Below are 12575 nucleotides of genomic sequence, written 5' to 3'. Positions count from 1 at the left end.
TTGCGTAGTTGTTAGCGATTCTTAATTAGACGCACGAGGCCGAAAAAACCAGAATGAGAATCTAACTTATTCATGCCGGTTGCAGTTCGGTGGCTACTTTCCCGGCTTCCATGCGGACCAGTTGGTCGGCAATGTCGAAGTAACGATCGTCGTGGGAAATCACGATGATGGTTTTGCCCAGGCGCTTGAGATCCGGCAGCAGCTCGGTGTAGAAAATCCGCCGGAACGTCGGGTCCTGGTCTGCGGCCCATTCGTCAAACACCAGCACCGGGCGTTCCTCCAGCCATGCATTGACCAGCGCCAGGCGCTTGCGCTGGCCGGTGGACAGGTCGGTGGTGGTGAACGAACCGTCACGCACGCTGACCTTGTGGCCGATTTCCAGGCGCTGCAGGTATTGGTTGGCATCTTCGGGAATATGGGTATCGCCCTGCACCACGTCGTCGAACAGGTAGTAGTCAGCGAAGATCGTGGTGAACAACTGGCGATAGTCGTCACGTGTCACTGCCGTCACGGGCTGCCCGTTGAGGCGGATTTCCCCCTGCTGCGGGGCGTACAGGCCTAGCAGCAGCTTGATCAGGGTGGTCTTGCCGCAACCGTTTTCGCCGACAATGAAGATGATGTCGCCTTGCTCGATCTTCAGGTTGACCGGGCCCAGGCGAAACGGTGCGCTGCCTTCGGTGGCGGGGAAACTGTAGGACACGTCCGTCAATTCCAGGCTGTGCACCGGCGTACTCTGGTTGCCTTGGTCGCTGAGCAGCAGGTGGGGTTCGGGCGAGGAAAACTGCTCCGACAGCGCGGCGATACGGCGGAATGCGATCTGCGCGCGGCTGACGATTGGCAGGGTGCCGATCAGATGCTCCAGCGGCCCTTTCATGTACAGCAGCACCAGCACAAAGCCGCTCATCACTGATTTGTCGGCACTCGGCCACAGTGATTGCAGGGCGAGTGCCAGCCCGATGACCACGAAAAACAGCATGGAGCCGAGGGTCTTGGCGACGACGAAAATATTCACCGAACGAATTTGTGTGTCGCAGATTTTGTCGGCGGTGCTTTCTATCCCCGACACAAACATGCGGTGCCTGCGCGGACGATGGATGCGCAACTCCTTGGCGCCCTCGGCGATGGAATTGTAGTGTTTCTGCAGTTCGTCTTCGGCGTCGCGGGCCTCCATGAAGCCTTTGATTCCCCGGCCCCGGGCGATGTACTGGACGACCGTGCCGATGATGATCGCGACCACCATGATCAAGAACATCGGCCATGACAGCATCGCCAGGTAGCCCATGCAGCCAAGGGTGACGGTCAGCGAAATGGCCAGCGGGGCGAAGGCGAACGCGAAATCGCTGATGGTGTCGACGTCGTGGGTGAGCACCGGGATCAGGCGGTGGCTGCGGTAGCGCTCAATCTGTTCGATGGGCGCCGACAGGACTTTTTCCCCAAGCTCCTTGCGCAGCCGGGCGATGATCTTTTGCCCCACATAATTGGTGCCGATATCGGAAAAGATCGAACTGACCAGTGCCAGCAGGCAGAGGCCGGCAAAGGCGCCGACCACGGTGTTGGTCAGGCCGTTGTCGGCGTGCAGCACGGTATTGATGGTCGCCAGCAATACCGTGACGCTGAGGCCGCCGACCATGCCGAGCAGAATGGAGCCGACAACGATCAGCCGAAAGGGTTTGAGCAGGGTGAACAATTCATTGATCACCCCACGTGTTGGTTTGCTCATGGAGGTTCCCTGCTTGAAGATCGGCCGGGCCCGGCTTCGGTCGCGGGCTCGGCCTGGGTGGCATAGAGGGCGGTGGTGCGCCGCAATGCGTTGCATGACGGGTCACACACACCTGTAAAACGACTGGGGGGAGGGTTAATTTAGAGGGCTGGCTGCCTTACAGATCCCGCACGACGCGAAAGCCGATCCAGTCGCCGCGGTTGTCCGGTACCAACGCATTGCGGTTGCCGGAGCGGGAGAACACGGGGGCTTCACCCCAGTCGTTGCCGCGGATGCGTCTGAACTGGCATTTACCGGTCAGCCAGGCGCTGCCGTCGCTTGGGGCGCCGACGTAATCATCGTTGTAGCAATCGGCTGTCCACTCGTAGACGTTGCCGTGCATGTCGTACATGCCGAACGCGTTGGGCGGGTAGCTGCCCACCGGGGACGAGTAGCTGTAGCCATCCGCCGGGCCGTAGGTGTTGGCATGCTGGGCAATGCTGTAGCCCTTGCCCTCGTCGAACGGGAAGGGGAACGGGCCGGTGGAGCCGGCGCGGGCGGCGTATTCACGTTGGGCTTCACTGACCATCTGGTAGTGATGGCCGGTTTTCTTCGATAGCCAGGCGACGTAGTTCTGCACATCCTCGAAGTCCATGCACACGGCAGGTTGGCGCGGCCCCTGGGGGTAGCGTGGCTTGCTGGCGACGCACTCGCGGCCGGGTCGTTCATCGCCATTGGCAATCTTGACCCCGGACTGGCGTACATAGCTGTCCCACTCGCCGGCTGTGACCTGGAAGCGGCTCATGGCGAAGGGCTTGGCAAAGGTGACCGGGTGCATCGGGCCTTCATCAGGCTCGCGGCCCACTTCGTCTTCCGGGGTGCCCATGGTGAACGTACCGGCGGGCAACACGACCATTTCCGGGCAGTCCTTGCAGTCCTTGAACACTTTACCGGGTGTCGGCGTGGCCGCCTGGGCCAACCCCGGTAGCAGGGCACTGCACAGTGTTGTCAGAATCACTGCGGCCAGCGGTTTCAGGTGCGGGTGATGGTTCATGGGAGCATCTCGCTGAAATGAAAAAGAGGCGTCACAACCGTTGGCTCAGCAACGTCATGAAGCGCTGGATCTCGGCCGATGTGTTGAGCAGGCCCGGGGAAGTGCGAATCACCGGGCCGGCGTCCCGATATACCGAGTCGATCACTACCCGGTTTTTCATCATGTGGGCGGCCACGTCGCGGCTGTCCTGGCCGTTGACCCGGAAGAAGGTGAAGCCTGCCGACAACTCGCTGCTGCGGGGTGTCACCAGCTCTATCTTCGAGTGCGCCAGCAGTTGGGTCTTCAGTTCGTCGTTGAGCTGATGAATGCGTGCCTGTACCTGCGGCTTGCCCAACTGCAAGTGCAGTTTGAAGGCTTCATCCGCAGCCCAGCGATGTTCAAAGGCGTGGTAGCCGCCGGGTGTCATGGTGGTGGCGAAGTTGGTGTCTTCGGAGAAGGTCGGCACCATCGGTGTCACGTCGGTGTTCTGTTCCGAGCGGGCGCAAATGATCCCGGTGCCCCGCGGGCCGAACATCCACTTGTGGGTGCCGGCAATGAAAAAGTCGCAATGCATGTCCGGGAAATCGAGGTTCTCGACGCCAAACCCATGCACACCATCGACCACGTAGAGGATGCGGTCCTTGTCGTCACGGTTGCGGTTGTGTTCATCCACCAGCTTGCCGATCGCGCCGATCGGCAGCTTGACGCCGCTGCCGGATTGCACCCAGGTCATGCCGAGCACACGGGTATTGGGGCGGATATTGCGCTCGATAGAACCGAGCACTTCATCGACGGACACCGAATGGGCGCTCTCGAACAATTTGATCTTGCGTACCTGGGTGCCTTCCTTGCGTACCCGGAAATCGAGGCTGTAGGCGGTGGCGTAATGTTCGTGAACAGTGGTGAGGATTTCCTGGTCGGGGCGTACCTGGATCCCGCCGTAAATCATCGCCAGGCCTTCGGAGGTGCTGCCGGTCAGGGCTATCTGGCCGGGCCTGGCATTCAGGTAGCGGCCGGCCCATTCGCGCACCTGGCCTTCACGCTTCCATGTCTCTTGCAGGTCCCAATCCATGGCCAGGCCGGGGTTGCGGTCGATCTGCGCGCGGTAGCGCTCGATGGCCTCACGCACCGGCTTGGGGTGCGAGGCCACCAGGAAATTCGAAAAGTGCAGGTAGTCCGGGTCCTGGGTAAACAGTTGGCGAAAGCCTGCCCAAGGGTCGCCAGGTGGTGCCGCATTGCCTGCCAGTGCCTGGGGGATGATGGCAGTGCCCAGCGGCAGGCTCGCGGCGAGAAGCCCGGCCTGCTTGAGAAACGTACGGCGGTCGGTCATGAATTCACTTCATTCATTGAGGGTGGTTCAGCGGTTGGCCAATGGCTTGGCAGCTTTTTGTACCTGGTCCCAGACCCGCAGGAAGTTGCCTCCCCAGAGCTTGGCGATATCGGCTTCGGAGTAGCCGCGCTGGATCAGTTCCGCAGTCACGTTGCGCACTTCGCCGACGTTCTCCCAGCCCTTGAGGCCGCCGCCGTCGTTGAAGTCCGAGGCGATGCCGACGTGGTCGATGCCAACCTTGCGCACGGTGTAATCGATGGCATCGCCCAAGTCCTTGAGGGTGGCCTTGGGTTCTTCTTCGAGGATGGCGTACAGCGCACTGGCGTATTGGCCAAACTTTTGTTCTGGCCAGGCCGAGATGATCGGGTCGCCGGGCATCAGGGCTACGGCCAGGTTGGGCAGTGGCGGCAGGTCGAAGCGCGCGCGCAACGCGTTGAGTTTGTCCTGGGTGGGCTGGCTGAGGGGGCGCAGGTAAGCTGGGAAGCCCACCACCTGAACGACACCGCCGCTGTTCTTGATCAGTTGCAGTTCCTTGTCGCTGAGGTTGCGCGGTATGTCCACCGACGCCCGTGGCGCCGAGTGGGAGGCCACCATCGGTGTGCGGCTCAGTTGCGCAACTTGCTCCAGGGCCTTGGTGGACATCTGCGAGACATCAATGATTACCCCCAGGTCGTTGAGGCGATGCACGGCTTGCTTGCCGATATCCGAGAGGCCGTCGAGGGCATCGGGTGAGTCATTGAAAAACGGCAGTGGGCGTGACGAGTCCGACCAGGCGTTGTTGCCGATGTAGCTGAAGCCGAACATGCGCATGCCGCGCGCGGTCCACAGGTTCAACTGATTAAGGTCATCACCCAGCGGGTAGGCGTTGAGCATGCTGATAAAGATCGCAAACTTGCCTTCGCCATGCAGGCGCCGGAAATCATCCGGGGTGTAGGCAATGCCCACTTGGTTGGGGAAGTCGCGAACCATGCCGGAGATGATCTTGTAGCGAGTCTCCTGCTGGTGGCGGGCTTCTTCGACAAAACCCGCGGTGGGCTTGTGGGGCGCATTGGGGCCGTTCCACATTTCCGGCCAGCCGAAAATCGTCAGGGCTGCACCCGACAGGCGCCCCCGGCTGGCCTTGGCCAGGTCGAACTGGCCGCTGCCGTCCTTGTCGGCTTCGTTGCCGGCGGTACCAAAGTTGAGCGGCACGGTGATGTGACTGTCGAACGACAGCAGGCGGTCCTGCATCTCATTGGCCTGCTTGATTACCGCCAACGGGTACCCGGCATTGCCCCTGAACCAATGGTCCCAAGCCAGGAACCCGGCCCCGGCGCCAATGGCCAGGACCAGCGGCAGGCCGAAGTACAACGCCTTTTTCGAACGTGGTTTTGTCATTGCCATCTCAGTCAGTTGAGGCCTTTGCTATCTGGGATGAACGAGCGATGGGCGGGAAAATTTAAGCCTGGGAGGCGCGGTGCTAAATTTCCCCTGTCAGCGAACGTTCTAGCTTGGATAAAGCCTGCTTGATGGCTGACACAGGTAAAGCAATGACGATTTCTCGACGAGGGTTCATCGCCGGCCTGGCGCTGACTGGCGCTGCAGTGCCTGCGGCCTTTTATGCCCATCGCGAGCTGACGCGTGAAGAGTTTCCGATTACCCCGGGCGAAGCCACGGTGGATCTGGCAGACACCGCCGGCCAGCATTTGGCGGACAGCCTGCGTGGCGTTTGGCATGTGCAGTTGGCAGGCCGCGATGCCGGCCTGAAAGGCCTGCCCCTGGAGGGCCTGGAATTGCTCCTCGACGTTGCCCCGCGTGGGCGTGGCCTGCGGGGCTACCTCGACACTGGCGAACAACTGCGTGCCGACGGCGAGCCGCGCTATCGTGTGTTGGGTGACCTGACTCCCGGAGACGGGGCGCATCTGTACTGGCGCCTGATCGACCGCGATGCCGTGGACGGGGCTCCAGCCTACGAGTTCACAATGACCCTTGATGAAGTCTGGGCCGAATTCGGTAACGCCGGCAGCGGCACCCTGAGTGGGCAGATCCTCAGCCTGGACCGCCCATTGGCCCTGCTCGAACGGGACAATCATTTTGTCGCCACCAAGCGGCTGTTTCCCGAGGCGCGTGAGCGCATCGGTCTCAACCCGGTTCTATTGGCCTGGTTGATTGCTCCCGAACATCGCCTGTTTCACCAGCTCTGGCACGCTTCCCGTGACCAGTGGCACAAACTCTCCGAAGACAAGCGTAATGCCTTGCGGGGGATCGGCTGGCAGCCTGGTCCGCGTGACCGGGAGCGCGATGCACGGGGGCCGCGCAAGGATCGCAACGGTTCGGGCATCGACTTCTTTTTCATGCATCGGCATATGCTGGGCGCCGCACGTTCGATGCAGGACTTGCCATCGTGGACGTACTTCCCTCAGCCACAGCCGGGGCTGGAGCGTGATCGCCAGGGGTTTGTGCGTTATTTCGACAATCATGACGGTTTCGCGTTGCCGCCTGCCTGGATGGCGGCGAATGACAGTGCGTATACCCAGTGGGTCAGCGATATCAAGGCGGCCGAGACTTACCACAGTAACTTTGAGGTCTGGGAGTCGCAGTACCGCGACCCGCGCTACCTGGCGAAACTCACCTTGGGGCAGTTCGGCTCGGAGGTGGAGCTGGGCCTGCACGACTGGCTGCATATGCGCTGGGCCTCGGTGCCGCGGGACCCGTCCAACGGCGCGCCGGTGCCTTTTGCACGGGACCCGGCTGACTTTGCCGCGCGTTGGTACGTGGCAGAGAATGACTTCCTTGGAGATCCGTTTTCTTCTCACGTGAATCCGGTGTTCTGGCGTTTTCATGGTTGGATCGATGACCGCATCGAGGATTGGTTTCGTGCCCACGAGCGTTTTCATCCGGGTGAAGTGAGCCGGCTGGAAGTCAACGACGTGCCCTGGTTTGCGCCGGGGCGCTGGGTGGAGGTGGATGACCCGTGGCTGGGGCCGGACACCCATGGTTGCAGCACCACGCCGGGGTTGCAGATGGGCAAGTCGATGGAGATGGACCCGGAAACCATGAAGCTGGCGCTGCGGATTACCTTCGGGGCGGATGAGGACAAGCTGGCCGAGCTGTTTCGCAAGGTGCCGAAGCGTCCCTGGTATGCGCGGCATTTGAAGGTCAAGGAGCGGGTGCTCTAAAGGGCGCCGCTCAACGGTGGGAGCCGGGCAAGCCCGGCTTTCATTCAGTTGATCGTGCTTGCTGGCACCTGCCAGCCGCCCCCCAGCGCCTTATACAGCGCAATGCTTGCGCTCAGCCGTGATCGGCGCAATTGCACATTCAAATCCTGCGCCGCGTATAACGTACGCTGCGTCTCCAGCACCGTCAGCAGATCCTCCGCTCCGGCCTCGTATCGGCTCTGGGCAATCTCAAAGGCAGTCTGCGCCTCCCTCAGTTCCTCGCTCTGCCACTGACGCTGCGCATCCAGCCCGCGAATGCTGCTCAGGGCTTTTTCCACATCGGCAAAGCCATTGATGATCGCTCCCCGGTACGTCTGCAGCAGCTCATCCTGGCGCGCCCGGGCCTTGTCCCGCTCGGCGCTCAGGCGGCCATTGTTGAAGATCGGTGCGACCAGGCCGGAAGTGAGGTTGTAGAACGGGCTGCGCACTACGTCGGCGAGCTTGTTGGCACCCGAGCCAAGGTCGGCACTGAGGGTGAGGGTGGGCAACATGGCTGCCCGGGCGACGGTGACGTCTGCCTGGGCTGCTGCCAGCCGGGCCTCGGCACTGGCGATGTCGGGACGGCGGCTGAGCAGTTGGCTGGGAACACCGGCGGCGATGCCCGGCCAGTTCAATTGGGCGAAGGGTTGCGGGGCCAGGTGCAGGTCCTGCACCGGTGTGCCCAGCAGTGCCGCGAGGCTGATCAAGGCCTCGTCGGCCTGTTGCTGTGCCAGCGGCAGTTGGCGTTGTTGTGCGGCCACGAGGCTTTTTTGCTGGGCCAGTTCCAAGGCGGTGGCGGAGCCTGCATCGTGGCGAGTCTGCACCAGCTTCAACACGTTTTGGGCGTTGTCCAGGTTGAGTTGGGCGATGCGCAGTTGCTCACGCAATGACAGCCACTGGGTATAGCTGGTCGCAACACCGCTGAGCAGGGTCAGTTCCACGGTGGCCTGGTCGAACTCGCTGGCGCGCACCTCTTCCACGGCGCTGTCCCGGGCGGCGCGCTTGCCACCCCAGAAATCAATTTCGTAAGTGGCGCTCAGGCGCGCATCGAAGTAATCCACGGCCTTGTTGCTGCTGGTGGCATCCAGCTGGCTGTAGCCCTTGCCCCGCAGCAGCTTCTGGCGGTTTGCATTGAACGCGCCGGTGAGTTCAGGCAGCAACGGTGCGCCGGCTATCACTGCGCTGGCCTGGGCCTGGCGCACCCGGGCCATGGCGCTGGCCAGGTCGTAACTGCCGCTGCGGGCCTGTTCGATCAGTTGGTTGAGCTGGGGGCTGTCGAAACTTGTCCACCATTGTTGGTTGGCCCGCAGCGCCGTTGCGTCGCTTGCGCTGTGCCAGGCGGGCGGTGGTTGCATGCCTGCGCCCGGACGCGGTGCGGGGCTGCTGCAGGCGGCCAGCAGCAGGCTGGCGGCGAGGAGGGTCAGGGACACTTTCATAGGGCGATCATTCACTGGTAAGGGCCTTGACCGGGTCAAGTCGAGCGGCTTTGCGGGCCGGCATGAAACCGAAGATAACGCCGGTGACCAGGGCGCAGAAGAAGGCCCCCACGGCGGCCGGAATCGAGAACGCGACGGCCACGTTGCTGAGGATCAGCACGCCGCCCACCAGCAGGGCGAGGCCGATGCCGGTGACGCCGCCGACCACAGAGAGCATCACCGCTTCAGTGAGGAACTGGCGCAGGATGTCCCGCTGCCGCGCCCCGGTGGCCATGCGAATGCCGATTTCCCGGGTGCGTTCACGTACGGTCATCAGCATGATATTCATCACCCCGATACCTCCCACCAGCAGCGAAATCGCGGCAATCGAGCCGAGCATCAGTGACAAGGTGTTCTGGGTGCGTGCCTCGGCCTGGATCATCGCGGCATTGTTGGTCAGTTCAAAGTCGTGCTTGCCGTTGTGCAGGCGCAGCAACAACTGATTGATAGCCTGTTCGGCGTCGTGCACGTTGCGCGCGTCGGCGGCGGCAATCACTACGTATTCGGGGTTATAGCTGCCGAACAGACGCACGCTGGCGGCAGAGTAGGGGATGGCGATACGGTCGTCGCTGTCTTTGTCGCCGGAGCTGGCGCCTTTTTCGGCGAGCACACCGACCACCTGGAATGGAACGTTTTCGATCAGGATGTATTGCCCGATCGGGTCGGTCACATCCTTGAACAGCTTGTCGCGTACCCGTTTGCCGATCACTGCCACCGTGGCTCCGGCGCGCTCGTCGGCCTCGGTGAAGTAACTCCCCTCGACCACTGGCCAGTTGAAAATGGCCGGGAAATTGGTGTCATTGCCCCCGACATACGCCATATGGTCGACGTTGCCAAAGCGAACGCCGGCCTCTGCGCCGTTCACCGGCATGATGCGCTTGACCTGAGGCAGGGCCGCCAGGGCGGCCACGTCGTTGAGGGTGATCACGCCGGGTGGTGTGCGCGGGTTGGGCGCCGACCCGCTGACGTAGAGGATATTGGAGCCGAAAGCGCCCATCTGCGCCATCACCTGGCGCTTGCTGCCTTCGCCCACCGCCAGCATCACCACCACCGACGCCACGCCGATGATGATCCCCAGCAGCGTCAGCGCCGTGCGAAAACGGTTGATCCACATCACCCGCCACGCGGCTTGCACGGCATCCAGCAGCTCGGCTTTCCAGGCGCCGTTGTGCTCGGCGCCATCGGCCAGGCGCTGGCGCAGGTCCACGGCTTGCAACGCGCCGGAGATGGCCACGGGGGGCGTCTCGCTGGTGTCGGCAGAGTCGCTGATGATCAGCCCGTCGCGGATCTCGATGATGCGATTGGCCCGCGCCGCGACTTCGCGGTCGTGGGTGATCAGGATGACCACGTGGCCCTGGCTGGCCAGTTCGTCCAGCAGGGTCATGACCTCCGCGCCGCTGTGGCTGTCGAGGGCGCCGGTGGGTTCGTCGGCGAGGATGATATGCCCGCCGTTCATCAACGCCCGGGCAATCGACACCCGCTGTTGCTGGCCGCCGGAAAGCTGGTGCGGGCGGTTGCCGGTGCGCTCGGCCAGGCCCAGGCGCGTGAGCAGGGCCTTGGCGCGGGCATGGCGTTCGGCGGCGCTGATGCCGGCATAGATCGCCGGCATCTCGACGTTTTCCTGGGCCGAGCCGGATGGGATCAGGTGATAGCCCTGGAACACGAAACCGAAGGCCTCGCGGCGCAGCCAGGCGAGTTCGTCGCTGTCGAGCCGGGCGACGTTTTCCCCGGCGAACAGGTAGTCGCCCTCGGTGGGGCGGTCGAGGCAGCCGAGGATATTCATCAGCGTGGATTTGCCGGAGCCGGAGGCGCCGACAATCGCCACGAATTCCCCGGCATGGATCGCCAGGTCGATGCCGCGCAGCACTTCAACCTGCGGCGTATCGCCGCCGCCGTAGGACTTGCGGATGCCCTTGAGTTCGATCAGTGGGGTCGACATTCAACCTCCGCTGCCATCGGCCGGGCCGATCAGCAGGTGATCGCCTTCGTTCAGGCCTTCCAGCACCTGGACTCGCAGGCGGTCGCTGAGGCCCAGGCGGATTTCGCGTTGCTCGATGCTGCCGTTTTTCGCCACCACGCGGGCGATCTGTTTGTCGCCGCCGAGGCTGCCTTGCAGGGCGGCGACCGGCGCGGTCAGGGTGTCCCTGGCCTGGCCGGCGACGAAGAATACCTGGGCGGTCATTTCCGCCATCAAGGCGTTATCGGTGTTGTCGACGTCCAGCAGCACCGTGTAAAGCACCACTCGCCCGGTGCCGCTTTTGCTGGCGCTGCTCGGGCTGCCACCGCCCTGGCTGGTTTCGTTGAGCGGCTTGGGCGGGATCGGCAAAATCTGCCGTACGGTGCTGGTCCAGCGCCGGCTGCCGCCGCTCAGGGTGGTGAAGTAGGCCGTCATGCCGGGTTTGACATGGCCGATGTCGGCTTCCGAGACTTCGGCCCATACGGTCATCGGCGAAAGCTTGGCGATCCGCAGGATCAGCGGGGTTTGCTGCTGGGCGTTGAGTGTCTGGCCTTCCCGGGCGTCCACCGCGACCACGGTGCCGCTCATTGGCGCATAAATGCGCGTGTAGCCCAACTCTGCCTCGTCACTGCGCAGGCTGGCCTTGGCCTGGCGAATCTGCGCCAGGAACATGTCGACCCGCGCCTGGGTGGCGCTCAGTTCGGCCCTGGCAGTTTGCACGTCTTCTTCCCGGGTGGCGTTACCGGCTTCCAGGCGTTGCTGGCGCTGGTACTTCTGGCGGGCCAGTTCGTGCTGGGCCCGTTGCTCCTGCAACTGGGCCTGCAGGTTCTCGATGGCATAGCGGCTGGCGTCGAGCTTGGCTTTTTGCGTGGAGGGGTCGATCTCTACCAGCAATTGGCCTTCCTTGACCTGGGCACCGGCCTCGACATGAATCTTCTGGATCTGTCCGGACGCCTGGGCGCCCACGTCGACGTAGCGCCGGGGTTGCAGGGTGCCCAGGGCGGTGACGCTGCTTTCGATATCGCCCCGGGTCACGGTGACGGTCGCCAGCTTGTCCCGGCCCGGCGGCAGGACCTGCCAGGCAGCTAAAGCGATGACGGGGATCAGGCACGCGACCACAAGCAGGGCGCGTCGGGCAGGTCGAGGACGTTTCATGCAGAGTTCCAGCCAGGAAAGATCGGCCCGCAGGAGCGGGAAGCTGACAGGTAGACGAGGAAATTGTCCGGGGATTTAGGCCGTTACATATGCCGTTACAGGTGTGTCAGGCAAAATAATTGGCCCGCGTTGCAAGTCTTGTTTAAAACTAGATGAGAATTACTATAAATTACACGCACCTCAAACTGCCATCATCGAATCGGCCGTTATCTTCGTACTCAAAGGACCTAATGCCGCCTACAGGCGGTCGGGAGTCATGTTGGAAAACTACTATCGCGAGCTGGTGTGTTTCCTCAACGCCAAGCTGGGCAACCGTCAGGTGGCCGAAGATGTGGTGCATGACGCTTATGTGCGGGTGCTGGGGCGTGCCAGCGAGGTCCCGATCGAGCAGCCCCGGGCGTTTCTCTATCGCACGGCGCTGAACCTGGTGATCGACGGTCATCGGCGCAACGCCCTGCGCCAGGATGAACCCCTGGAAGTACTCGACAGCGAGGAGCGTTTTTCGCTGTCTTCGCCCCATCACTGCCTGGACCACGGCCAGCGCCTGGAAATGCTTGAGCGCGCGCTGGCCGAGCTGCCGGCGCTCTGCCGTGACAGTTTCCTGTTGCGCAAGCTCGACGGCCTGTCCCACCTGCAAATCGCCGAGCGCCTGGGTATTTCCCGCGCGCTGGTGGAAAAACACATCGTCAATGCCATGAAGCATTGCCGGGCGCGCATGCGTGAGTGGGATGCGCACTGATTCCAGCGTTA

9 protein-coding genes are annotated in these 12575 nt (G+C 62.7%); 2 read left to right on the top strand and 7 right to left on the bottom strand.

Annotated features, from left to right (window positions below; translation table 11 throughout):
• Positions 1-70: 70 nt before the first annotated feature.
• From A462_RS18645 to pvdM, 4 genes are all read right to left on the bottom strand, one after another.
• A complete protein-coding gene (locus tag A462_RS18645; RefSeq protein ID WP_003208548.1) occupies positions 71-1720 on the bottom strand; it encodes a cyclic peptide export ABC transporter in 1650 nt (549 codons plus the stop codon).
• A gap of 157 nt (positions 1721-1877) precedes the next feature.
• Positions 1878-2753 (bottom strand): dihydropyoverdine dehydrogenase, encoded by an 876-nt coding sequence (gene pvdO / locus A462_RS18650; RefSeq protein WP_008434504.1) that lies wholly within the window; start codon positions 2751-2753, stop codon positions 1878-1880.
• Positions 2754-2784: 31 nt separating this feature from the next.
• Positions 2785-4062, bottom strand: coding sequence for a pyoverdine-tailoring periplasmic protein PvdN (gene pvdN, locus A462_RS18655; RefSeq protein ID WP_003208551.1), 1278 nt, complete (start codon positions 4060-4062; stop codon positions 2785-2787).
• 27 nt (positions 4063-4089) lie between these two features.
• A complete protein-coding gene (gene pvdM, locus A462_RS18660) occupies positions 4090-5439 on the bottom strand; it encodes a pyoverdine-tailoring dipeptidase-like protein PvdM (protein ID WP_008434503.1) in 1350 nt (449 codons plus the stop codon).
• A gap of 152 nt (positions 5440-5591) precedes the next feature.
• Between pvdM and pvdP the strand changes: the two genes are divergently transcribed.
• Positions 5592-7220 carry a pyoverdine maturation tyrosinase PvdP gene (gene pvdP, locus A462_RS18665; protein ID WP_008434502.1) on the top strand — a complete coding sequence of 543 codons (1629 nt, stop codon included), beginning with the start codon at positions 5592-5594 and terminating at the stop codon, positions 7218-7220.
• A 44-nt stretch (positions 7221-7264) separates the two neighbouring features.
• Here the strand turns inward: pvdP and A462_RS18670 are convergent, their stop codons facing one another.
• Genes A462_RS18670 through A462_RS18680 form a run of 3 tightly spaced genes read right to left on the bottom strand, consistent with a single transcriptional unit; the run spans position 7265 to position 11825 of the window.
• Positions 7265-8674: an efflux transporter outer membrane subunit gene (locus A462_RS18670; protein WP_008434501.1), complete on the bottom strand. Its 1410-nt coding sequence runs from the start codon at positions 8672-8674 to the stop codon at positions 7265-7267.
• 7 nt (positions 8675-8681) lie between these two features.
• On the bottom strand, positions 8682-10652 hold the full coding sequence (locus A462_RS18675) for a MacB family efflux pump subunit (RefSeq protein ID WP_008434500.1): 1971 nt from the start codon (positions 10650-10652) through the stop codon (positions 8682-8684).
• Positions 10653-11825, bottom strand: coding sequence for an efflux RND transporter periplasmic adaptor subunit (locus tag A462_RS18680; RefSeq protein WP_008434499.1), 1173 nt, complete (start codon positions 11823-11825; stop codon positions 10653-10655). It lies immediately after the preceding gene.
• A gap of 256 nt (positions 11826-12081) precedes the next feature.
• Here A462_RS18680 and A462_RS18685 point away from each other — a divergent pair, with 256 nt between their 5' ends.
• A complete protein-coding gene (locus A462_RS18685; protein ID WP_032899291.1) occupies positions 12082-12564 on the top strand; it encodes a sigma-70 family RNA polymerase sigma factor in 483 nt (160 codons plus the stop codon).
• Positions 12565-12575 lie beyond the last annotated feature (11 nt).

Origin of the sequence: Pseudomonas sp. Ag1 (assembly GCF_000278565.1) — a bacterium.
Classification (GTDB): domain Bacteria; phylum Pseudomonadota; class Gammaproteobacteria; order Pseudomonadales; family Pseudomonadaceae; genus Aquipseudomonas.
Note: the sequence above shows the minus strand (reverse complement) of the source record. Positions and strands in the feature narration are given on the sequence as shown.